Origin of the sequence: Salinibacter altiplanensis, assembly GCF_002894645.1 — a bacterium.
GTDB lineage: Bacteria > Bacteroidota > Rhodothermia > Rhodothermales > Salinibacteraceae > Salinibacter > Salinibacter altiplanensis.
Map to the genome: position 1 here is coordinate 438,059 of NZ_NCQY01000009.1, position 21,751 is coordinate 459,809.

The 21,751-nt window shown below is 67.1% G+C and carries 17 protein-coding genes and 1 riboswitch; of the genes, 6 read left to right on the forward strand and 11 right to left on the reverse strand.

All coding sequences use genetic code 11. The features are described from left to right. Nucleotides 1-111 precede the first annotated feature (111 nt). From B7R93_RS05055 to tenA, 4 genes are all read left to right on the forward strand, one after another. On the forward strand, nt 112-2,484 hold the full coding sequence (locus B7R93_RS05055; RefSeq protein WP_103019725.1) for a heavy metal translocating P-type ATPase: 2,373 nt from the start codon (nt 112-114) through the stop codon (nt 2,482-2,484). 96 nt (nt 2,485-2,580) lie between these two features. After that, nucleotides 2,581-3,204 carry a metallophosphoesterase family protein gene (locus B7R93_RS05060; RefSeq protein ID WP_103019726.1) on the forward strand — a complete coding sequence of 208 codons (624 nt, stop codon included), beginning with the start codon at nt 2,581-2,583 and terminating at the stop codon, nt 3,202-3,204. A gap of 181 nt (nt 3,205-3,385) precedes the next feature. Next, nucleotides 3,386-6,727 carry a PAS domain S-box protein gene (locus tag B7R93_RS05065; RefSeq protein WP_103019727.1) on the forward strand — a complete coding sequence of 1,114 codons (3,342 nt, stop codon included), beginning with the start codon at nt 3,386-3,388 and terminating at the stop codon, nt 6,725-6,727. A 107-nt stretch (nt 6,728-6,834) separates the two neighbouring features. Further along, a riboswitch (TPP riboswitch) is annotated at nt 6,835-6,938 on the forward strand. Between the two features lie 71 nt (nt 6,939-7,009). Beyond that, nucleotides 7,010-7,723: a thiaminase II gene (tenA, locus tag B7R93_RS05070; RefSeq protein ID WP_103019728.1), complete on the forward strand. Its 714-nt coding sequence runs from the start codon at nt 7,010-7,012 to the stop codon at nt 7,721-7,723. An 84-nt stretch (nt 7,724-7,807) separates the two neighbouring features. Here tenA and B7R93_RS05075 read toward each other — a convergent pair whose 3' ends face one another. The 5 genes from B7R93_RS05075 to B7R93_RS15460 form a co-directional block, all read right to left on the reverse strand. Further along, entirely contained in the window at nt 7,808-8,416 is a 609-nt protein-coding gene (locus tag B7R93_RS05075; RefSeq protein WP_232798039.1) for a hypothetical protein, read from the reverse strand. A gap of 126 nt (nt 8,417-8,542) precedes the next feature. After that, nucleotides 8,543-10,216: a b(o/a)3-type cytochrome-c oxidase subunit 1 gene (locus tag B7R93_RS05080; RefSeq protein ID WP_103019729.1), complete on the reverse strand. Its 1,674-nt coding sequence runs from the start codon at nt 10,214-10,216 to the stop codon at nt 8,543-8,545. Continuing rightward, the gene (locus B7R93_RS05085) at nt 10,213-10,734 is read right to left on the reverse strand and encodes a cytochrome c oxidase subunit II (RefSeq protein WP_103019730.1); all 522 of its coding nucleotides are present in this window, start codon (nt 10,732-10,734) and stop codon (nt 10,213-10,215) included. Before B7R93_RS05085 ends, B7R93_RS05080 begins: the two co-directional genes overlap by 4 nt. A gap of 13 nt (nt 10,735-10,747) precedes the next feature. Then, nucleotides 10,748-10,951 carry a cytochrome oxidase gene (locus B7R93_RS05090; RefSeq protein ID WP_103019731.1) on the reverse strand — a complete coding sequence of 68 codons (204 nt, stop codon included), beginning with the start codon at nt 10,949-10,951 and terminating at the stop codon, nt 10,748-10,750. 176 nt (nt 10,952-11,127) lie between these two features. Then, the gene (locus B7R93_RS15460) at nt 11,128-11,397 is read right to left on the reverse strand and encodes a DUF2249 domain-containing protein (RefSeq protein WP_198598585.1); all 270 of its coding nucleotides are present in this window, start codon (nt 11,395-11,397) and stop codon (nt 11,128-11,130) included. Between the two features lie 170 nt (nt 11,398-11,567). On the opposite strand from B7R93_RS15460, the gene B7R93_RS05100 reads away from it, so the two are divergent. After that, complete coding sequence (locus tag B7R93_RS05100) at nt 11,568-14,759, forward strand: basic secretory protein-like protein (protein WP_103019733.1); 3,192 nt, start codon at nt 11,568-11,570, stop codon at nt 14,757-14,759. 34 nt (nt 14,760-14,793) lie between these two features. On the opposite strand, the gene B7R93_RS05105 is transcribed toward B7R93_RS05100, so the two are convergent. The 5 genes from B7R93_RS05105 to B7R93_RS15710 all read right to left on the reverse strand — a co-directional run bounded on the left by B7R93_RS05105 (nt 14,794) and on the right by B7R93_RS15710 (nt 18,400). Continuing rightward, the gene (locus B7R93_RS05105; RefSeq protein ID WP_103019734.1) at nt 14,794-16,440 is read right to left on the reverse strand and encodes an Rqc2 family fibronectin-binding protein; all 1,647 of its coding nucleotides are present in this window, start codon (nt 16,438-16,440) and stop codon (nt 14,794-14,796) included. 145 nt (nt 16,441-16,585) lie between these two features. Next, nucleotides 16,586-16,846: a DUF4113 domain-containing protein gene (locus tag B7R93_RS16125; RefSeq protein ID WP_232798040.1), complete on the reverse strand. Its 261-nt coding sequence runs from the start codon at nt 16,844-16,846 to the stop codon at nt 16,586-16,588. Nucleotides 16,847-16,955: 109 nt separating this feature from the next. After that, nucleotides 16,956-17,201, reverse strand: coding sequence for a LexA family protein (locus tag B7R93_RS16130; protein ID WP_232798041.1), 246 nt, complete (start codon nt 17,199-17,201; stop codon nt 16,956-16,958). A 34-nt stretch (nt 17,202-17,235) separates the two neighbouring features. Continuing rightward, the gene (locus B7R93_RS05120) at nt 17,236-18,003 is read right to left on the reverse strand and encodes a TIGR00266 family protein (protein WP_103019735.1); all 768 of its coding nucleotides are present in this window, start codon (nt 18,001-18,003) and stop codon (nt 17,236-17,238) included. A gap of 109 nt (nt 18,004-18,112) precedes the next feature. Further along, nucleotides 18,113-18,400 (reverse strand): hypothetical protein, encoded by a 288-nt coding sequence (locus tag B7R93_RS15710; RefSeq protein ID WP_232798064.1) that lies wholly within the window; start codon nt 18,398-18,400, stop codon nt 18,113-18,115. On the opposite strand from B7R93_RS15710, the gene B7R93_RS16200 reads away from it, so the two are divergent. Further along, entirely contained in the window at nt 18,335-19,093 is a 759-nt protein-coding gene (locus B7R93_RS16200; RefSeq protein WP_232798060.1) for a Uma2 family endonuclease, read from the forward strand. The two genes, B7R93_RS15710 and B7R93_RS16200, sit on opposite strands and share 66 nt — an antisense overlap. On the opposite strand, the gene B7R93_RS05130 is transcribed toward B7R93_RS16200, so the two are convergent. Continuing rightward, nucleotides 19,027-21,648, reverse strand: coding sequence for a bifunctional aspartate kinase/diaminopimelate decarboxylase (locus B7R93_RS05130; protein WP_103019736.1), 2,622 nt, complete (start codon nt 21,646-21,648; stop codon nt 19,027-19,029). The two genes, B7R93_RS16200 and B7R93_RS05130, sit on opposite strands and share 67 nt — an antisense overlap. Nucleotides 21,649-21,751: the final 103 nt, after the last annotated feature.

Here is a 21,751-nt window from a genome sequence, read left to right on the forward strand (position 1 = left end):
CTACAGGCAACGGGTCCAGGCTCCTACGATTCCTCTGTGACGCAGGCGAATCGAGAGGGGGCCACCGGCGTTGCATATACGGTCAAATTGTTCACCCTTTTACTTTTTCCCATGCCCGCCTGCACCTACTGCGACGCCCCGACCGACGCCCCCGTCACGGCCGACGACGTGGACGGCGTGTTCTGCTGCTCCGGCTGCCTGGAGGCGCACCGCGTCGCCGACGAGGCGGAGCACGAGGGCTGCTGCCACCACGGCGACGGCCACAATCACAACCACGAGGCACACGGGGCCGAGACGGAGACCGCCTTCCTCCACGTTCGGGGCATGCACTGCACCAGCTGCGAGGACTTTATCGAGACGGTCGCCGCGTCGACGGACGGCATCCACGAGGCGGAGGCGAGCTACGCCTCCGACATGGCAAAGGTGGCGTACGACCCGTCCCGGCATGACGAATCGGACCTGCCGGCCCTCCTCAGCCAGGCCGGCTACGAGGCGCACCTGGAGGCGCCGGCGGACGAGGCCGCCGACCAGAACACCGCCGCCCGTCTCATCTTCGGCGGCTTCTTCGGCATGATGGTGATGGCCGTGTACATCGTCCTGCTCTACCCCGTTCATCTCGGCGGCGAAGGCCTCGTCGACCTCGGCGCGGACGGTGGGACGTACATCCTGACGAACGTGTGGGCGTTTACCACCTTCGTCCTCTTCGTGACCGGCTGGCCCACGCTGCGGGGCGCCGCGGTCAGCCTGCGCGTGCTCCAGCCCAACATGGACCTGCTCGTGGGCCTGGCCGCCGTGAGCGCCTACCTCTACAGCACCGGGGCCGTGCTCACGGGACAGACGGACGTCTATTTCGACGTCACGGTTGTCATCATCATGGCCGTCTCGCTGGGCCACTACTACGAGGATCAGGTCAAGCGCCGCGCGACCGATCTGCTGAGCACGCTCACCCGCGAGCAGGTGGACGAGGCACGGCGCACCACCGAGGGCGGCGGGACGGAGACCGTTGCGGTCGACGCCCTGATGCCGGGCGACCGGGTGCAGGTGCGGGCCGGGGAGCGCATCCCGGTGGACGGCACCGTGGCGGAGGGCCGCGCCGCGGTGGACGAGTCGCTGGTGACCGGCGAGTCGCTGCCCGTGACGCGCACGGAGGGCGACGACGTGATTGGGGGCGCGGTGGTGACCAACAACGCCCTCACCATCGAGGTGGGCGACGCCGCCGAGAGCACGCTCGACCGCCTCGTCCACCTCATGTGGAACATCCAGTCGAGCCACCCCGGGGCCCAGCGCGTGGCCGACCGCATCGCGGCGGTGTTCGTGCCGCTCGTGCTGGTGCTGGCGGCCGTCGCGTTCGGGGGGCAGTGGATCAGTGGAACCTCCGCCACGACGGCCCTGCTCACGGGGCTGTCCGTCCTGATCGTCTCGTGCCCCTGCGCGCTCGGCCTCGCCACGCCCCTCGCCGTGGCCTCGGGGCTGCGCACCGCCCTGGAGCACGGCATCGTCATCCGGGACGTGTCGCTCTTCGAAACGGCCCCAGACATCGATACGCTGGCGGTGGACAAGACGGGCACCCTTACGACCGGCGCCATGCAGGTGGTCGACGCCGTCGCCGACGCGACGACGTGGCGGCGCGCCCGGGCCGTGGAACAGCACGCCGCCCACCCGGTCGCCCGCGCCATCGTGGAAAACGGAGAGGCGGTCCCCGCCGGCGACGGCGCCCCCATCGTGGCCACCGACGTGCGCAGCCACCCCCGGGGCGTAGAGGGTCGGATCGACGGGGACCGTGTGCGCGTGGGGCACCCCGAGTGGCTCGCCGCGGAAGGACTGGACATGGGCACCCAGCTGGTCGAGCGGGCGGAGGCGGCCCAGCAAAATGCACAGGTGCCCGTCGCCGTGGGATGGGACGGCGCGGTGGAGGGCCTCATCGTGGTGGGGGACACGCTGCGGGACGAGGGCCTCGACGTCCTGGCGGCGCTCCGGGGCAGTGAGCGCGAGGTCGTGGTCCTCACCGGGGACAGCGCCGCGGCGGCCCGTCCGCTCCGCACCCACGACGCCATCGACCGCGTGATCGCCGAGGTGCAGCCCGCCGAGAAGTCGGACCTCGTCCGCGGCCTGCGCGACGACGGGGCCGTCGCCATGATCGGGGACGGCAGCAACGACGCCCCCGCCCTCGCCGAGGCCGATGTGGGCGTCGCCTTCGGCCCCACGGCCCTCGCCGCCGACTCCGCCGACGTGGTGATCCTGCGCGGCGACCTGACCCATGTCTCGACGGTGTTCTCCCTGGCCCAGGCCGCACGGCGCCGCATCCGACAGAACCTGGCCTGGGCGTTTCTCTACAACGCCGTGGCCATTCCACTCGCCCTGGCCGGCCTCATCAATCCCCTCTTCGCCGCCCTCGCCATGGCCGCCAGCAGCCTCGGCGTCGTCGGCAACTCCGCCCGCCCCCTGCCAGTCCCGGCCCACTCCGCCGATCGGGACACCCCCTGACGGGCGTTCCCACACGACGACACAGGGGGCTCGGCATCGCGACACGACGCACAGCGCACACCGCCAGACGCCCTGTCCCCAACGCCCGCCTCAAACATGAAGCTTCTTCTCTTCAGCGACGTGCACGGCGACCTCGACGCCTGCCGCGAGCTCGTGGACCGCTCGTCCGAGGCGGACGTCGTCGTGGGCGCCGGGGATTTCTGCCAGATGCGCCAGAATCTCCAGGCCCCACTCGACGTCCTGTCCGCCATCACCACGCCGACGGTCCTCGTGCCGGGCAACGCTGAGACGGAGGACGAGATCGCCGGGCAGCTGTCCGCGATCGGCTGGCCCGAGGCCCACGTGCTCCATGGCACCGGCGTCACAATCGACGGCCAGCCGTTTTTCGGGATTGGGGGCGGCATTCCGGTGACGCCGTTCGGGCCCTGGAGCTACGACTTCAGCGAGGAAGAGGCCCGTCGGCTCCTGGCCGACTGCCCGGACGGCGCCGTGCTCGTCTCCCACTCGCCCCCCAAGAACGCCGTCGATCGTGACTCGAAAGGCCAGTCGCTGGGGAGCGTCGCAGTGCGCGAGGCCGTCGAAGCGACAGCGCCCCTCCTGACGGTCTGTGGCCACATCCACGGCAGCTGGGGACACACCGCGACCATCGGACCCACGTCGGTGTTCAACGCAGGCCCTGATGGGGCCATTTGGAACCTCCCTGGGGCGGACGAAACGTAGCTGGCCTGCACGCCTCGGAACGTTTATCTCCGACAAAATTTTAACAAGGTGTGGGTATACATCTATTTGAAGCACATTTATCTCTCTCAGGAAGGCCCGTCTCACATCTTAGGGGCCTGATGATCAGTACGAGGACACGGAGCGGAAACAGTTGTACCTCGACATAGCACCCTATCCCCGTATGGAAGACTTCGGCCAGCCTTCAGGGACGTTCTTTTCCGTACACGGAAACGGCGAGGCCCTGGCGGCCACACCTTCCAACCGGGCCTGTCGGGCCCGTCTCCGCAAGCTCCGGACCGACGAGACGCGGCGGCCCGCCGAAACACTGCGCGCCCTCCTTCGGCTCGGGACCGAATGGCTCGGCGTCGAACTTGGGTATCTCGCTCGCGTCGACGCGACCGCATCGACGCACGAGGTCGTAGAGGTGAGCGGGCCACACCCTGCTGTCACGAAGGGCGATACCACGCCCTTGGGACAGGCCTTCTGTCGGCACGTGATTGTGCGCAACGACGTCCTCGCCGTCGCAAACGCGCCGGAGCGGGGCTGGCGCGACGCCCCCGCACACGAGGGGCCTCAGTTGTCCGCGTATCTCGGGATGAAGGTAGTCGCACAGGGGACCCTGTACGGCACCCTTTGCCTCGTGGACCAGGCTCCACAGCAGCCGCCCTTCGACGAGTCGGACGCCGCGGCGCTCGCCCTCCTCGTGCAGGCCGTAGAACAGACGCTGGAGCGCCGCCAGCACAACAACCGGTCGTCGCAGGCCTCGCCCCGTCTCGAGGCGCTGTTTGAGGAAACGCCCGACATGATTGCCTTCCACGACGCCGAGGGACGGCTTCTCTCGCCCAATCCGCGGCTCTGCGAAATGACCGGGCACGGCACGGACGCTCTCACCGATATGTGCATGTGGGAGCTCGACGTCTCGCTGGACCCGGAAGCGACTCGCGACCGATGGGCCACCATGGCCCCTGGCGATCAGCATCAACGAGAAGGCCGGTACCGGCGAAAAGATGGATCGACGTTCCCGGTGGACGTAGACGTCCGATGTCTCGTCGTCGACGGGGCCCGACAGTTCATGGCGACGGGGCGGGACATTACCGGGCCCAAGCGGGCTGAAAACGCCCTCCACGAGAAGGAGGCCCGGCTGCGCGGGCTCGCCAACAGCCTGCCGGGCGTGCCCTACCAGTTTTACGCCCGCCCCAATGGGGAATGGGGGTACCACTTCGTCGGGGAGAAGGCCGAGTCCGTTCTGGGGCTCTCTTCCAACCCGGACGGGTTTTACGACCGGTTCGTGCAGTGCCTCCCGCCCGAGTACCGCGAGCGGTACGTGGCCAGCACGAGAGAGGCGATCACTGAGCACCGCCCCGCCCGCATCGAAATGCCGTTCGACCGGCCCGACGGCACACGCATCTGGCTGCTCTGTTCTGCGGTGCCCGAGCGCAGGGAGGACGAGACTCTCTTCAATGGAGTGCTTCTCGACATTACCGATCGGAAGGAGGCCGTGCAAGCCATGAAGGCCGAGCGCGACCGATTCGAAACGCTCTTCCACAACCTGCCCACGCCGGTCGTGCACGGCCGGCCCGACGAGGCGGGCCGCCTCCAGGTCCAGACCGTCAACGATACGTTTGAGGCGATCTTCGGGGTCGGCGAAGAGCAGAGTCGGATCGAGGACCTCCAGGCCCACATCGTGCCGCCCGATGCGCGGGACGAGGCGGACTCGACGCGTCGCCGGCTGCTGGCCGGCGAGCCGGTGGACCGGGAGGTGCGACGCGAGACGACCGACGGCGTCCGAGACTTTCGGGTCCAGGTGACTCTCCGGGATGACGGGCCGGGCCCGACGGAAGGATATGCCATCTATACCGACATTACCGAACGGAAGGCAAGGGAACGTGAACTCCGCGAGCGGGGCCGCCTGCTGGAGCAGCTCCGTGAGAACATCACGGACGTGGTGTGGGTGAGCCCGGCGGACAAGTCGGAGATTGAGTTTATCAGCGACGCCTACGAGGAGATCTGGGGCCGCCCGATCGACCAGCTACAGGATCACCCAAATGCCGTGGTGGAGGCGATTCATCCGGCCGACCGCAAACGCGTTCAGGCAGCCCTGCACACCCAGCGCGAAGACCCGGACGCCTACGAAGAGACGTATCGGATCGTCCAGCCCGATGGCGCCGTGCGGTGGGTTCACGACCGGGCCGCGGGGGTATACGACGAGAACGGACGGCTCGAACGCATCATCGGGGTCGCCACCGACATCACAGAGCGGAAGCGTCGCGAGGAGATCCTCCAAGAGCGACGGGAAAAGGTGGAGGCCCTTTACACCACCACGAGCCAGGTGCTTCGTGCCGAGAACAAGGCCGCGGTGGGCCGCTGCATTGTCGATCTCGTCAACGAGGTGTTTGGGGACCCCGTTGTCACCGTTCGTTTCCGCAAGAACGACCGGCTCGTCCCGATCCAGACCTCGCCGAACGCGTCCGACCACCTCCCCGAACCGTCGTCCGTCGGGATCGCGAGCGAGAACGTGGTGGCCGCGACATTTCGGGACGGGCACACGACGGCCTTCGACGACGTGCGTGCCGTCGACGACTCCTTTCACCACGAAGCGGTGCGGGCCACCATCGTCGTCCCCATCGGGACGCACGGCGCCATCTCCGTCGCGGCCCTGGAAACCGGGGCCATCGAGGACTTCGACCGCCGCCTGGTCGAAATCCTGTCGACCTACGCCGCCCTCGTGCTCGACCGCCTCGAATACGAAGGGGAGCTCGTCTCCGCCAAAGAGGAGGCCGAGCGCCTGAACCGGATGAAGAGTGCCTTCCTCGCGAACATGAGTCACGAAATTCGCACCCCACTGACGTCCATCATCGGATTCGCCGAGGTCATTGGGGACGAGGTCGCACCTCTATCGGAGCACTCCACACCGGAGGACTCTTCCGTTGCCACTCTGCATCAGTTTGCCACCCTCATCGAAGAAAGTGGCCACCGTCTACTGGGGACGCTCGATGCGGTGCTCAATCTCTCGCGACTGGAGGCGGGCGAGATGAAACTCGACTGCCTCCCCCTCAACCTCACGGAGGAGGTGCGGGGGGCCGCCGACCTGTTTGAGCCCCAGGGCCACACCGAAGACATTGACCTACGGGCAGAAATACCCGACACTCCGCTCTGGGCCTGCGTGGACGAGGGGGGCCTGCGGATCGTCCTGCAGAACCTGATCTCCAACGCGCTGAAGTACACCGAGGCGGGCGGCGCGGTCCACGTCCGGGCCGGCAGCGAGGGAAGCGATGTGGTCCTGGAGGTCGAGGACACCGGCGTCGGCATGGATCCGGACCGCGTGCCGGAGCTCTTCGAGCCGTTCCGCCAGGAGTCGGAAGGCCCCGGACGGACGTACGAGGGCACGGGCCTCGGCCTGGCCGTGACCAAGCAGGCAACCGAGCAGATGGGCGGCACCATCGCGGTCGAGACCGCCAAGGGAGAAGGCAGCTGCTTCACCGTGCGGTTTCCCGCAACGGAGTCTCCGGCCCAGGACTCGTGACACGTCCCCAGATCCTCCAGAGAAAAGGGTTGTGGAAAGTTCTTCGAAACCCCCCACCGGTTTTCACCAATAGGGTCGACGCTTTCCGCTCTCTTGCGTATCGTTTGAAACGAAGCTAGGGGTGTTCGGCGCCGCACGGCGGCCGGGCTGAGAGAGTCCCTCCGAACCTGATCCGGGTCATGCCGGCGCAGGAAAGCACACGTCTCTCCCGTCCGTCCCTGGGCCTCGGCGCCCCTGGCTTCGCGCCCGTTTCGTCCCTCCTCCCTTTGCGAAGCCACGCCCATGGACCTGACTGCTCCCCTCGACGCCCGCGCCTTCTCACTCCCGCCCTTTGCGAAGGCCTGCCTGGACCACGCCGACGAAACGTGGACGGCGGCCTTCGACCACCCGTTCGTCCACGCTCTCGCCGAGGGCACGCTGGACTCGGACACCTTCGGGTTTTATCAGATGCAGGACGCGCGCTACCTGGAGGCCTTTGCGGACGCCGCTTCCCTCCTCTCCACCCGCTGCACAGATCCGGACGACACGCTCTGGTTCATCGACGCGGCCCGCCTCGCGATCGTCGTCGAGGGGGAGCTCCACGAAGGCTACGGCGAGGCGCTCGGGTACGGGCCGGAGGACATCCGCCAGCTCCAGCTGACCCCAAACAACCGCGCCTACCAGAACCACATGATCGAGCGGGCCCAGCGCGGCACGCTCGTGGAGGGCACGGCCGCCCTCACCCCCTGCCCCTGGCTCTACGTCGAGCTCGGCCAGCGGCTGGAGCGCGAGATGGGCGAGATTCCTGAGGACCACCCCTACGCCGAGTGGCTCGCCATGTACCGCGACCCCGAGTTCAACGAGTACATGGACAACCTGCTCGAACTCCTGCAGCGGTTTGCCGACGCCGCCGACACAGCCGCCCGCACCCGGGCCAAGACGGCCTTCACCACCAGCGTCCGCTACGAGTGGATGTTCTGGGACCAGGCCTGGAATCAACAGGAGTGGCCGGTGTAGTGTCGATCGTCGGCGGACCGCAGACGGCGAACGGGCGCATCTATCTTTTTCTCTCGCCCCTCTTTCCCGCGTGCGCCACACCCACTAGCGCTCCATCTGCACCGGCACGTGCCCGAACGAAATGCGCCGGCGCACGGTGCGAGTGGAATCGCCGTCGTGCTGCAGCTCCGCCTCGGCGGTGAGGGACTGCGGGCGGGCGTTGGCCCCCATCGGCCAGGCGGCCCTAAGCTGCGTCGAGTCGCCAGCGGGCCATGCGGCCGTCTGCACATCGTCGAGCACCGTGCCGTCGTCCGTCTCCAGGGCCCGCAGGGTGAGGCGGTAGGGAGCCCCTGTGCGGTTGTCCACCGCGATGGCGAGGTGGAAGGTCCAGGGCCCCGACGAGTGGGCCCGGATCTGCATCTCCGCCACACGCTCCGTCACGGCGGTGGCCGGCAGGAGGTCGTCCCCGACCCGGAGGGGGCCGTCGGACCGGGCGCTCGGCGCACCCGCGCCCTCTTGCTCCGCGGCAACCGGTGCCGCCTCGTCCTCTCCGCTCAGCAGGTAGCCGCGGACCAGGGTCATCCCCTCAATCCCGAACGCCAGCCCGAACGCGAGGATGAGAAAGAGGCGCACCACCCAGGGACTGGCTGCATCGGCCTCGTCGGGAGCAGACGGGGACGAAGCATCGTCTGGCTTGGGAGAAGTGGAACTCATCGAATAGGGGACCAGGAATCGTCGCGGGTGCTACTGGATGGGGCGACTCCACGCCTCGGCCCCCGCCCTCTCTTCTCCAGAAGTAACGGGCGTCTCCTCCTCAGCGCTCACGCGCGCCTACAGCGCCTACATCGGCGCCGGGAAGGCGCCGGGGGAGAAGAGCCCATCCATGACCATCTCGGCCAGTGGCAGCGAGTAGGCGATGAGGACCAGCACCACGGCCACGCCCATCCACAGCGTCAGGTTGTCCAGGATCTTTGGCGAGTGCTCTGGGCCGGAGAGGGCGGGCGGGATCACGTCGTCCACGTCGGTGGCCGGAGCCCCCTTCCACCACGTGCCCCCGATCACCACGAGAAAGAGAACCATCGAGACGAAGAGGATGGTACCCCCGATGGCCACCTGCCAGTCCATCTCCGCCATCGTGCCGAACGGCACCTCGTAGTCGATGCCCGCATACTGGGGCTCCGCCACACGGCGCGGCACGCCCGCCAGGCCCTGCCGGTGGAGCGCATTGGACATCAGCGTCATCCCGATGAACCACGTGTAGGGCTGGGCCAGGGCGAGATTTTTGAACTTGAGCGCCTTCCCGGTCAGCTGCGGCAGCAGCCAGTAGGTGATGGCCATGAACGTGAGGGCCACCGCCGTGCCCACCGTGAGGTGGAAGTGGCCGGGAATCCAGGCCGTGTTGTGCACCAGCATGTCGATGTTGAGCGAGGCGTTGATCATGCCACTGAAGCCGCCCGCGGCGAACATGATGCCCGCCAGCGCACACCCCACGAACGCGGGCTGCCCCCACGGCAGCGCCCCCATCCAGGCAAAGTAGCCACTGCCCCCCCGCTGCCGGGCCCCGTGCTCCATCGAAGAGATCACCGTAAAGGCTGTCATGAGGCTCGGCAGCAGGATGACAAGCGTCATGATGAGCGCCCACATCTTGTAGACCAGGGTGATGCCCGGGTCCGCATACTGGTGGTGGTAGCCGATGGGGGTGGACAGGAGCAGGAAGAAGATGAACACAATTCGGGCCAGCGGATCGCTGAAGAGGCGCCCCCCCGAGAGCTTCGGCAAAATGGTGTACCACACGAAGTAGGCCGGCAGCAGCCAGAAGTAGACCACCGCGTGCCCGAAGTACCAGAAGAGCGTGCGGGGCAACAGTGGGTCAATCTTCTCGACGACCCCGAGCGACCACGGGATGAGAAGCACCACCACCTCCAGCGCCACGCCCAGCGAGCAGAGGTACCACATGAGCCACGTGAAGATGACCATGTAGGTCTGTAGCGGGATGCGGGCGTCGGGGTTGTCGGCCCGCCACTTGCGGTACGTCCAGAACCAGTCAGCCCCGGCCAGCCAGGAGCCGACGATGAGGAGCGCCGCGCCGATATAGAAGAGCGGATGGGCCTGTAGCGGCGGATAGAACGTGTAGAGGACCGCCGCGCTCATTCCACTGCCCGGCACGAGCCCGCCGAGGATGGCCGTGGCCGTCATGGTCGTCCCCCCCACCATCATCCAGAACCATGTCCACGAGAACGCAGAGCTCTCCGGCTCGCGCTCCAGGGTGCGCGTCACGCCCCACTGGTACAGCCCCGTGATGAAGAAGGTGGTGAACACGAGGCCCAACAGGACACCGTGGCCCGTGAGCACATCGTAGTATTGCACCGAGGACACGAAGCCCCGGAAGACATCCGTGCGGTGTAGGGCCTGAATGAGCCCGAAGAAGCCCCCAATGCCGAGGGCCACGAACGCCACGATCAGGTTGGCCTTGACGATACGCGCCGCTTTCGGGTAGTGGTCGACAAACGTCATTGTGCTATCAAGTTGCTCTCATCAAACTCGGATGGGGGGACGACCTCAATTTCAGCCTGCATGTTGTGGTGGGCCGAGCCACAGTACTGGTGGCAGAGGACGCCGTAGGTTTTCGCCTCCGGGAACCGGGTCGTGAGGGTCGCAACCTGCCCCGGAATGACCGTCGTGTTCAGGCCGCTTCCCGGCACTTCGAACCCGTGCATGACGTCCGGACTCGTCATGTGAAACGTAATCTTGGTCCTGGCCGGCAGGGTCAGGGGCTGGGCGCTTCCCGGTCGAAAGAGGAACTGCTGGGCGAGCATGTAGACCTCATAGTGGTCGTCGCTGATCTTCCGCACCCCCGGCTGGGCAAACGGCCCCTCCGACAGGACGGTCGCGGGATCGACCGTCTCCCCCGTCTCCACACCGGGCACCTTCAGGTCCATTACCGTGAACCCGAAGAGCACGATGCCGATGAAGGCGGCGATCAGGACGAGGGAAAGCCCGATCCAGAGCTTTTCAAAACGATGGACGTGCATGGTCGATCAGGACTTACTCAATGATGTGAGGGGCATGCGTGGCGAACTCGACAAAGTACAGCAGCGCGTACAGCACGAGCAGGAGGACGAAGTATGCCCCCGTGACCGCAAGGGTCCCGTAGGGCTGGAACTCGTCGAGGGGAAGGTCTCGGGCCTTCCCCGACGCTTCGTCCGTCGTGCCCCCCCCGGTCGAGGCCTCGGGTTCATCGGTCGGCATGAGAAGCAGGCACACAGTTCGGGAGAACAGCGAAGGGACGCAGCTCGCGTGGCTCCGGCGGGCATACGTACCGCATTTCTCACAATTATGGTACTACTCAGCGCTTCCGTCCACAACCCTGCCCACTTGAACGACTGGGTGGGGGGTTCCCCCACGTCCCCTTTGAGCACCTGTCTCTACGCCGCGGCCGGGCCCCGCTCGACGCGCACACACCACACACGGGGCCCCTTCGTGAGCGCCCTCCACCGGACCTCTCCTGGCCGCACCTGCTCGATTCGCAGAGACATCTCTCCAGGGTCCACGTCGTCCACGAGCACGAACGACTCCCCCACATCGAGTCCGTCGAAGACCGAGAGGACCGATTCGAGCTTCCGGTCCGCCCGCAACGGGCGAACATCGAGGGTCGTCCCCCCATCACAAGTACGGCTGTCCAGGCGGGCAGCCACGCCAGGAGGTCGGCCATCCACGCCGCCTCTCCGGGGGCCCACGAGGCCTTCCCGTAACGATGTGCCGCCCCGACCGTCCCCATAATACTGCTCTGGCCGCCCACGTTTGTTCTTTCCTCCCCCCCGAAGAAGTCCACACGGTCGCTCTGTCACACCTTCCCCCATCCGCCATGCGATCTTCTGCCCTGATTGCCTCCGTCCTCGCGGTCCTTTTTGGTGGCCTCTTGCCCGTCGGCGCGCCGAGTGCCCAGGCGCAGTACTTCGGGCAGAATAAAGTCCAGTACGACCGGTTCGACTTTCGGACCCTGGAGACGGAGCACTTCGTCTTCCATTTCTACCCGGAGGAAGAGCGGGCCGTGCGCGACGCCGCCCGGATGGCCGAGCGCTGGTACGACCGCCATACAGAGCTCTTCCTGCACCGCTTCGACGAGAAGAAGCCGATCATCTTTTACGCCAACGACGCGGACTTCCAGCAGACCAACGTGACGCCGCAGCCCATCAGCCAGGGCACCGGCGGGCTCACCGAGCCGCTGCGGGAGCGCGTCGTGATGCCCCTCTCAGCGTCGTACGGAGAGACGGACCACGTGCTGGGCCACGAGCTGGTGCACTCGTTCCAGTTTGACCTGGGCCTGAACCAGGACAGCCTCGGCATTCAGCTTCAGAACCTGCCGACGTGGCTCATCGAGGGCATGGCGGAGTACCTGTCGGTGGGCCGGCGGGACTCGCACACGGCGATGTGGATGCGGGACGCGGTGCGCCGGGACGACATGCCGTCGTTCGAGGACCTGTCCAACCCGCGGGAGTACTTTCCCTACCGCTACGGGCAGGCCTACCTCGCCTACCTTGGCGGCAAGTACGGGGACCCGGCCGTCACCGACCTGTTTAAGCGCGGCGGACAGGTGGGGCTCGACTCCGCCTACGTGGAGCTGTTCGGCGTCTCGCCGGACTCGCTGACGAAGGAGTGGGGCCGGGCCACCCGCGATGCCTATCGTCCGCTCATGGAGGACCGCACGCCGCCCGATTCCGCCGGCCAGACGGTGCTCGCCCCGGAGACGAATGGCGGGCGCATCAACATTGCCCCTTCGCTCAGCCCGGACGGGCGCTACGTGGCCTTCATCTCGGAGCGGGAGCTGTTCTCCTTTAACCTGTACGTGGCGGATGCCAAAACCGGAGAGGTGATTGCGGAGCTGGATCAGGCCGGCATGACCGGGCACTTCAACGCACTGCGCTTTATCGACTCGGCCGGCACCTGGTCGCCCGACGGCCGCCGCCTCGCCTTCGTCAGCTTCGAGGACGGGGACAACCAGATTACGATCTGGAACATCGTCGAGGAAGAGATCGAGCAGAGCTTCTCGGTCGACGGCGTCACGTCGATGAAGAACCCGGCGTGGTCCCCGGATGGATCAACGCTCGCTTTCGCGGGCACGGACGGCGGCATCAGCGACCTCTATGTGCTGGACCTGGAGACGGAGTCGGTGCGGCAGCTTACCGACGACCGCTACGCGGACCTCCAGCCGACGTGGGCCCCGGACGGTGAGACCCTCGCCTTTGCGACGGACCGCGCGGAGACGGACTTCGGAACGCTGGCCCCGTCGTCGAACATGGATCTGGGACTGGTCGACGTGTCGAGTGGGGAGATCACAGTGCGCGAGCCGTTCGGCGACGCCCTGCACCACAATCCGCAGTTCGCACCGGATGGGCAGAGCCTCTACTTCATCAGCGACCAAGATGGATTCAAGGACGTGTACCGCATGGACCTGTCGAGCGGGGCGCGCTTTCGTGTGACCCGCCTCAAGACGGGCGTAAGCGGCATCACGGCCCGCTCCCCGGCCCTGTCCGTGGCCGCCCAGAACGGCGACATGGTGATGTCGGTCTTTGCCGACGGCAACTACACCGGGGTCCGTCGTCCCGCCAGTGCGGTGCAGGGCACCCGCCTCCGCCCCCCCACAGCTCGCGCGGCCTCATCGGGGAAGAGCGGGCGGGCGCCAGGGGCCGACACGACAGACGACGGAGCGACCGGCCCCGCCGCCGACACGTTGCGCACCGCCGGTCTCTTGCCCTCTCCTACGGCTCCCACTGACGGCCTCGTCGCGGCGAACCTCCGCGATTCCGAGACCGGCCTTCCGGATGCGTCCACGGACTACGAGGCCGAAGATTACGACCCGACGCTGTCTCTGGAGTCCATCTCACGGGCCAGTGGCATCGGGGTCTCCGTCGGCGGGCCGTTCGGGGGCGGGCTGGCCGGCGGCATCGGGCTCCGATTTGGCGACATGCTGGGGCACCAGACCCTCGGGATTGCCGTGCAGGCCCAGGGCTCCTTCCGCGACATCGGGGGCGGGGTGTCGTACATGAACCAGCGCAACCAGCTCAACTGGGGCGGCTCTCTCAGCCACACCCCGCTCGTCTTTTCCGCAAACACCGTCCCGGTCAGCGATGAGTCGGGACGGCTGACCGGCGTTGCGAGCGTGGTGCAGCGGGCCTTCATCACGTCTGCGGCCGGGCGGGCCTCCTACCCCCTCAGCCAAACGCGGCGCCTCGAATTCTCCGTCTCCGGGACGCGCTACGGCTTCGGAACGAACGTGCGCACGGCGGGCCTCGTCGGCGACAACACGACCGATCAGATCGAGGAGGCCTTCGGGGACCGGGATCCGAAGTACCTCGCGAGCGGGAGCGCAGCGTACGTGCGCGACTTCACGACGAACGGCCTCACGGGGCCGCTGCAGGGCGGGCGGTGGCGGCTGGAGGTGTCTCCCACCCTCGGCTCGCAGAATTTCGTAACGGCCCGCGCCGACCTGCGCCGCTACTTTTACGCGGAGCCGTTTACGTTCGCCCTCCAGGCACTCCACGTTGGCAATTACGGGGCCACGTTCGACGATGAATTCGGCGTCGGCAACGAGTACATTGGGGATTCGTACAGCCAGGGCTTCGTGCGCGGCTACAGCGTCCAGAGCATCGCGAACGGCATTCGCGAAAACGGCGGCTGCACCCGGGTGTCCGACGCCTCGACGACGTCGCAGTGCGCCGAGATCGACCGGCTCTTCGGCACCCGCGCCCTCACGACACGGGCCGAGGTTCGGATTCCCCTCCTGGGGCCGGAGCGCCTCAGCCTGATCCCGTTCCAGTACCTGCCCACCACCCTGGCCCCATTCGTGGACGCGGGCGTCACGTGGACGAACGACCAAGGCCCGGATTTCACCTTCGACACGGACAGCGCCGACACCACGATTCCGGTGGTGAGCACCGGCGTGGCCGCCCGCTTCAACATCCTGGGCAACTTTCTGCTGGAGGCCTACTACGCCCGCCCCTTCCAGCGTCGCGACACCACCTGGGAGCTGGGCTTCCGCATCTCGCCCGGATTTTAGCGTTGACACGTTTGACGTTGGAACGTTCACCGCTTCACTCCGGAAGGCCCGGCTCCACCATGAGCACGTCCTCGCGGTCGACGCGCACCACGCCGGGGTCTGCGCCGGTCGGGCTGGTGACGTACTTGCGTTCGGTGATCATGACCGGGGCCACGGCACTGCCTTTCGACTTGCTGTAGTGGGCGGCAATGGCCGCGGCGACGTGGCGGCGGCGCGGGCCCGGCTCGGCGTCGCGGTTCGGACGGTGGAGCACGGTGTGGGCCCCTGGCACGCCGCGGGCGTGCAGCCACAGGTCGTACGGCTGGCTGGCGTGGAACGTGAGGTCGTGGTTCTGGCGGGCGTTCTTGCCGACCCACACCTCGAAGCCCTCCCCAAGGGCGAAGCGCCGGAACGGGAAGTCGTTCACGGCCGCATCGTCCCGCCCCACGAACGGCGCAAGCTCGGCCTCTCGCTCGCTCCGGAATTGCTTGATGCCGTCGAGCGTGTCGATCGCCCGGAGGTCTTCGAGGAGTGCCTCCGCCCGGTCGGCCCGGTCGATCGTGTCGTTCAGCCGCGCCTCCGCCTCTTCCCGCGACCGCCGCGTGCCCCGAGCGCGGTCGTAGTAGTGCTCCGCGTTCTCGACGGGCGACTTGGCGGGGTCGAGGGAGATGGTGACCGGGGTCCCGTCCTCGAACAGGTCCGGCAACTCCACCTCGTCGGCCCCGTCCGGCACCCGGTCCTGCTGGGCCATGAGCAGGTGGCCCCACCGCTCGTAGCGCCCGGCCCGGCTCTCGCTCTGAAGCTCCTCCATCATCCGCTCGGCGCTCCGGCGCGCGTGTTTCACGGCCGACTCGAGGGCCTCCTCCAGCGGGTCGTAGAGGCGGTGGAAGTGCTGCCCAGCCAGCGTACGCCGCACGAAGTCGGTCACCGCAGCGTCCACCGTCTCGAACTGCTCGGTGGGAGCGTCGGCGCGGTGGCGGAGCGGAAGCAGCGAGAACACGTCCGGAAACGGGCCCGTCCCGTAGATCGCGGGCTCGGGCATGTCGAGGGCCCCGCGGATCTTCAGGGAAGCGTCGAAGAGGGCCCGCCGCTCCACATCCGTGCAGTCCTCGGGCGCATCCGTCGCAACGCCGGCCCGGTGCAGGGTCTCTCGGGCCAGGTCGCCCCCAAAGAGCGACACGGCCGACTGGACCGCCTGACGGGTCTTGTTGCGGCTGTTTTTCCACCGCTCCTCAAACGCCTCGACCGTATCCGGCATCGGTGCCGGGTACGGCTCGGGCGCGTCGGTCCCCACGAGCTCGTCGTGACGCTGGAAGGCCGCGACAATCGTGCCGTCGGGCGCGACGTGAAAGGCGTTGGCCCGCGCGCCGAAGAGCTGCCACAGGATTCGCGCGCCGTCGTCTAGGACGAGCGACACCAGTCGGTCCCGCTCCGCAATCGCGACCCTGGCCACCGTCTGCCCGATCGCGTCCTCGAACAGGGTGGCCACGTTGCGCCGCGCCTTGTGGTACCCGGGGCGGCGGGAGAGGTAGAGAAACGGGCGCTGCACCGAGCCGCGCACCATCCAGTCCTGCTCCGCATCACTCAGCGCGACGGTCAGCTCGTTCTTCGCCTGCGAATAGACATCGCGGACCGTCGTGCCCTCGAGGTCGGGCTGCCACTCGCGGACGAGGGCACGGAGGGTGTAGTAGTTGTTGACCACGGGTGTCGTCGGCTCGTCGAGAAGTTTAGTCTGGCACGACCAGCTAGCGGCAACGGGCCCTCACCGTGCGTTCGTTCCTGCGCGCGGCTCTTCGCCTCCGTTCGTCACCCCACTTCGTGAGTGGCCCCCACGGGAGAGTGCGTTCCTACGCGGTGACCACCGGCAGTTCGTCCCACCGCGTGGTGTAGCGGGGGGAGGTGTGGTCGCGCGTCATCGTCCAGTCCCGCTCGCCCGGCAGGCCCGCCGCCGTAGTGACCCCGTGCTCGCGCAGCGTCTCCTCGCAGCTGACGTAGAAGGCCTGACAGTCGATGAGGGCGATGACGGGATCCACGGGCAGGAGGCAACACAATGGATGGGCCAGCACGAGGAGGCGTAGGGAGTAATACCAGTTGCGAGGGATCACCATGCACCGGACGTCTCGGAAGGCCCGTCGCGAGGCCCGCCTCGCGACGTTCTCTTCCCGTATCATCCACATGAATGTACACAATGACCGTCGGCATTTGGCATAAGTACCCTCACGACACCTCGTGGATCACGTGCCGCACGACGTCTCCATCCGCCGGCTCCACGGCCCGGTCGACCACCAGGACGTCCCCGTCGGGAATGCCCGCCCGTGTCATCGACGTTCCCGAGACCCGCAGGTAGTAGGTCGCCGCTTCGGGCAGGACCGTCGGGGCTGGAGGGAGACGACATGGGCACGGTGAGGTATGCTGAGTGGGGCGTTGCGTCGATGCCTCACCACAATACAAACCATGACACATACCTCAAACATGTATACGCCCCCTCCCGCACCCCTTAGTTGCCGGAGATGACGTCACCGAGGAAACCGGTTCCCCCCGGGCCCTTACTTTCCCCGCGGCTGGCAAACTCGCCGGCCACGATGCGGTCGGCGAGACGGGAGAAGGGGAGGCTCTGCAGATACACGGTGCCAGGGCCGGTGAGTGTGGTGAGGAACAGGCCCTCCCCGCCGAAGAGCGCATTCTTAAAGCCACCGACGAACTCGATGTCGTAGTCGACCCCACTGGAGAACGCCGCGAGACAGCCGGTGTCGATCCGCAGCGTCTCGCCGGCAGCGAGCGTGCGCTCGACGACGGTCCCGCCCGCGTGAATGAACGTCCAGCCCTGTCCCGTAAGGCGCTGTAGGATAAATCCTTCGCCCCCGAAGAGCCCCGCCCCCAGGCGCTTCGTAAAGGCCACCTCGATGTCAACGTTGGCGTCGGCACAGAGGAACGCGTCCTTCTGGCACAGGAACTCGCCGCCAAAGTCATCAAGCTGGATCGGGATGATCTTTCCCGGGTACGGAGCCGCAAACGCAACGTGACTCTTTCCCTGTCCTTCGTGGACGAACGTGGTGATAAAGAAGCTCTCTCCGGAAATCATCCGCTTGAATCCCTTGAAGAGGCCGCCCCCGGTATTGGTCTGCATGCGGATGCCGTCGTCCATCGAGATCATGGTGCCGGCCTCGGCGCGCACTCCTTCCTGAGGGTCGAGCTCCACCTCCACGAGTTGCATGTCGTCGCCCAGGATGTCGTAGTCGATGCCGTCGGTGCGGATGGTACTCATGAGATTGAGGAGTTGGTGTGTGGAAGATGAACGGTCGTGGCACCACGAGCCGCAGCTCGCTCGTTGCCCCAACATACGAACCGGCGGGCACGGAGAGAAGCGCCGACCCTCAGAGTATGGAGGGGCCGGCGCAGGTCTTCGGCTCGGGGGATCCTTCGTCTTCACCGTTTGCTTCACGAATGTTGACGCTTTCCAAGCCGCCCCGAATGCCATGCCCACCCCCAAAACGCGCGCGGAGGAGCACCAGCAGCAGTGGCAGGAGATCGTCGCCGATCCCACCCTTCGGGACCTTCCGTACAGCATCGAAACCAATCGTCGTGGCCAGATTGTCTTGCCCCCGCATAAGAATCGTCATTCTGCCCTCCAGGAAGAGACCCAGAACCTTTTGCGAGCCCACGCGCCCGAGGGACGTCAGCCCCCGGAGTTTGCAATTGCCACGTCGGAGGGCGTGAAGGCCCCAAATGTGGTCTGGTACAGTTCTGAGCGGCAGCACGAGATGCAGAAAACAGGTGATCCAACGACGCTCGCCCCGGAGGTCTGCATCGAAGTGATGAGTGCCTCGAACGACTGGGAAGAGATGGAGCACAAGAGGGCCCTGTACCGGACGGCTGGCGCCGAGGAGGTCTGGGGGGGTGGACGAGGAGGGCACGGTTCGGGTCTTCGGAGAGGAGGAACTGGAGCAGTCCGCTCTGGCCCCCAACTTCCCGGACACGCTTTAAGAGTCTGTTTTAATTTATCTCTCGGGCCCCCCGGGGAGTACTTCCTCGCCCTGCTCGGGGCGCTCCGAGCGGCCTTGACGGGCTGCAAATCGCCCCTTTATTCGGCCGGTAGCACTCTGAAAGCACTTCACTGCACGGCAGCACTAGCTTCGCGTCGCTTCGCTGGCGCTCAGGGCGCACCACTACAGGCCTCGTTCAGGGTGCGATTTTCGCTCCGTCGATTCTTGCTCTCGCGATCCGACCCAAAATCAAAACAGACTCCAAGGCAGACCCGACGTGTCCTCGGCACCACCTGTTTTCTCCATCACGAACCGGGTCCGTCTGTCTCAGCATCAAGTATCGTCTCGTCCGCAGGTGGGCGCAGGTTGTAGCGGTTGCTCATGCTCGCCCCGTAGGCGCCCGTCGTCGCCACGAGCAGCGTGTCGCCCGGCTCGGTCGGCGGCAGGCGGCGGTCGTGGCCCAGCACGTCGCCGGTTTCACAGACCGGCCCCACCACGTCTGCCGTCATGGTGGGCGGCTCGTCGAGGCGGCTGAGGTTGACAATCTCGTGGTGGGCGCCGTAGAGGGCCGGGCGCAGGAGGCTGTTCATGCCCGTGTCGAGCCCCACGTACGCCGCCGCGTCCTTCGTTTTCGTCTGCGTGACACGGGCCAGCAGCACGCCGGCCTCCGCCACCAGGTAGCGCCCCGGCTCCATCCAGAGGTCGTACTGCGGGTGCCGGGCGGCGGCCTCCGCCAGGGCGGCGTCGAGCGTGTCGAGAGCGAGCGGACGGCCGCCCGAGGCATTCGGCACGCCCAGCCCGCCCCCCACGTTGAGCGTACGGACGGCTGGGAACTCGGCGGCGAGGCTGGCCAGCAGGTCCACGAGGCCGGCCCATGTGCTTTCATCCGTAATGCCGCTCCCGACGTGCGCGTGCAGGCCCACGACCGTCGCCCCCGCCTGGTCGACGGCCGTGTGCAGCCGCTCCAGGTCGTCGGGGACGACCCCAAACTTCGACTGGGCGCCCGCCGTGCGTACCTTGCGGTGATGCCCTTCGCCCTGTCCCGGGTCCACCCGCACGAACAGCTCCTCCCCCGCAAACACGTCCGGGTGGTCAACCAGGGGCTGCACGTTGTCGACCGTCACGTGCACGCCCCGCTCGAAGGCGTCCGCGTACTCGGACGGGGCCGCAAAGTTGGGCTGGAACAGGACACGCGCCGGATCGACGCCCGGACACGCCTCGAAGACACGGTCCACCTCGCCGGGCGAGACACACTCGAAGCCGACCTCCTGCCGCTCCAGCAGGCGGAGCAGGTCGGGATGCGGATTGGCCTTCACCGCGTAAAAGGCTCGGTCGACCGAATCGACCCCCTGCACCTCGTCGCTACGGTCGATCACGACTTTCGGATCGTAGACGTAGCGGGGCGACTCGTCGTCGGCCAGGCGCAACAGGGCCTCGCGGCGCTCTCGCCACCACACGTCCGGCGGTTCTTCCGGCGCGCCGTCTTCAACCAGTTCTTGCCACCGCGGCCCAAAAACCGCGTCCGGCGCCCGGTGGCCGAAGAACTGCGCGTGCAGTTCGCGGACGAGACGCGAGGCCTGATCCTCGTCCACCACGAAGCTCATGTTGAGGTCGCTCGCCGCCTGGGTGACGAGGTGGACCTTCTGCTCCTCGAACACCTCGAATGCCGGGCCCAGCTCGCCGAGCAGGGAGCGGATGTGGCGCCCCACGAGGCTGACGATGGCGCACGGGTCGATCAGCTCGGCATCGCAGTACCGGTTCAGGTCGTGCAGCAGCCGGTCGAGGATGTCCGGGTCGAGGGCATTGGCCACCGGGTCGAGCGTCACCGTCACGTTCGACTCCGAGGTGGCCATCAGGTCGACGGACAGGCCGTGGTGCTTGAAGACCTGGAAGACGTCGGCCAGGAAGCCCACCTCCTGCCACATGCCCAGCGTGTCCATGCTAACGGCGGTGATGTCGGTCTTGGCCGAGATGGCCTTCACCTGGGGCCCTACGTCGGGCCCCTCGCCGCTCACGATCGTGCCGTCGAGGGAGGGGGCCTTCGTGCTGCGGACGTGGAGCGGGATCCGGTGGCGCCGGGCCGGGTCGAGGCACCGGGGATGAAGCACCCGCGCCCCCATCGTTGCCAGCTCCTGCGCCTCGTCGTAGTCCAGGCGGCGCAAGAGACGCCCCGACGGCACCTCGCTCGGGTTTGCCGTAAACAGGCCCGGCACGTCGGTCCACACCTCGATCCGTTCGGCCTCCAGCTTCGCCGCGAAGTGAGCCGCGGAGGTGTCCGAGCCGCCCCGGCCCAACAGGACCGTCTCGCCGAGGGCATTGCTCGCGATGAAGCCCTGTGTGAGATACACCGTCTCGGAGGTGTCCGCGAGGTGCGCCTGCAGCACAGGGTCGGCGTGGGACGTGCACGACGCCTGCAGGTACTGTCGGCGCGGGGGGGCGTGCGAATCGCCATTGGCCCGCAAGAACTCGCGGGCGTCGAGCCACTCGGTCGGCAGCCCCCGTGCCGACAAGCACGCGGCCCCGAGGCGGGTCGACAACAGCTCCCCGGTGGCCAGGAGGGCCGCCTGTTGCCGTGGCGACGGCCCCCCGGAGGCCTGAGCATCGTCGACCAGCCGCTGCAGCCGCGCAAGCTCGTCTGCCAGCACCGACTCGGCCTCCACGCCGAGCTCTTGTCCCAACGCCCGGTGCCGCTCCCGGATGGTGTCGAGCGTCGACTCCGGGGCACCCGGCTCGGCAGAGGCAAGCTGTGTACACAGCGTCTCCAGCTGATCGGAGATGCCCTGCAGGGCCGAACAGACCAGAAAGGGACGCCGTCCCTCCGCACGGTGCGTGCGCACCACGTCGGCAATCGTGTCCCACCGGGCCCGGCTTGACACACTCGTGCCCCCAAACTTACAGACGACCCACGGACGACCTGACGTTGCCATTGCACTCCAACTCTTTCCACAAAAAACGACGCGACGCCCTCCACACCGGAAGGGCGTCGCGAAAGACATGTTCGCATGTCCCGACTCCATGTGAGGAGCGCAC

Bases quoted from the DNA above. Each gene is read 5' to 3' on its own strand.
- B7R93_RS16125 (WP_232798040.1), bottom strand. From the start codon at position 16,846: ATGGTGATCCCTCGCAACTGGTATTACTCCCTACGCCTCCTCGTGCTG.
- B7R93_RS05060 (WP_103019726.1), top strand. From the start codon at position 2,581: ATGAAGCTTCTTCTCTTCAGCGACGTGCACGGCGACCTCGACGCCTGC.
- B7R93_RS05080 (WP_103019729.1), bottom strand. From the start codon at position 10,216: ATGACGTTTGTCGACCACTACCCGAAAGCGGCGCGTATCGTCAAGGCC.
- B7R93_RS05055 (WP_103019725.1), top strand. From the start codon at position 112: ATGCCCGCCTGCACCTACTGCGACGCCCCGACCGACGCCCCCGTCACG.
- B7R93_RS16130 (WP_232798041.1), bottom strand. From the start codon at position 17,201: ATGTGTCATGGTTTGTATTGTGGTGAGGCATCGACGCAACGCCCCACT.
- B7R93_RS05085 (WP_103019730.1), bottom strand. From the start codon at position 10,734: ATGCACGTCCATCGTTTTGAAAAGCTCTGGATCGGGCTTTCCCTCGTC.
- B7R93_RS05120 (WP_103019735.1), bottom strand. From the start codon at position 18,003: ATGAGTACCATCCGCACCGACGGCATCGACTACGACATCCTGGGCGAC.
- B7R93_RS05075 (WP_232798039.1), bottom strand. From the start codon at position 8,416: ATGAGTTCCACTTCTCCCAAGCCAGACGATGCTTCGTCCCCGTCTGCT.
- B7R93_RS05090 (WP_103019731.1), bottom strand. From the start codon at position 10,951: ATGCCGACCGATGAACCCGAGGCCTCGACCGGGGGGGGCACGACGGAC.
- tenA (WP_103019728.1), top strand. From the start codon at position 7,010: ATGGACCTGACTGCTCCCCTCGACGCCCGCGCCTTCTCACTCCCGCCC.
- B7R93_RS05065 (WP_103019727.1), top strand. From the start codon at position 3,386: ATGGAAGACTTCGGCCAGCCTTCAGGGACGTTCTTTTCCGTACACGGA.
- B7R93_RS05130 (WP_103019736.1), bottom strand. From the start codon at position 21,648: ATGGCAACGTCAGGTCGTCCGTGGGTCGTCTGTAAGTTTGGGGGCACG.
- B7R93_RS05100 (WP_103019733.1), top strand. From the start codon at position 11,568: ATGCGATCTTCTGCCCTGATTGCCTCCGTCCTCGCGGTCCTTTTTGGT.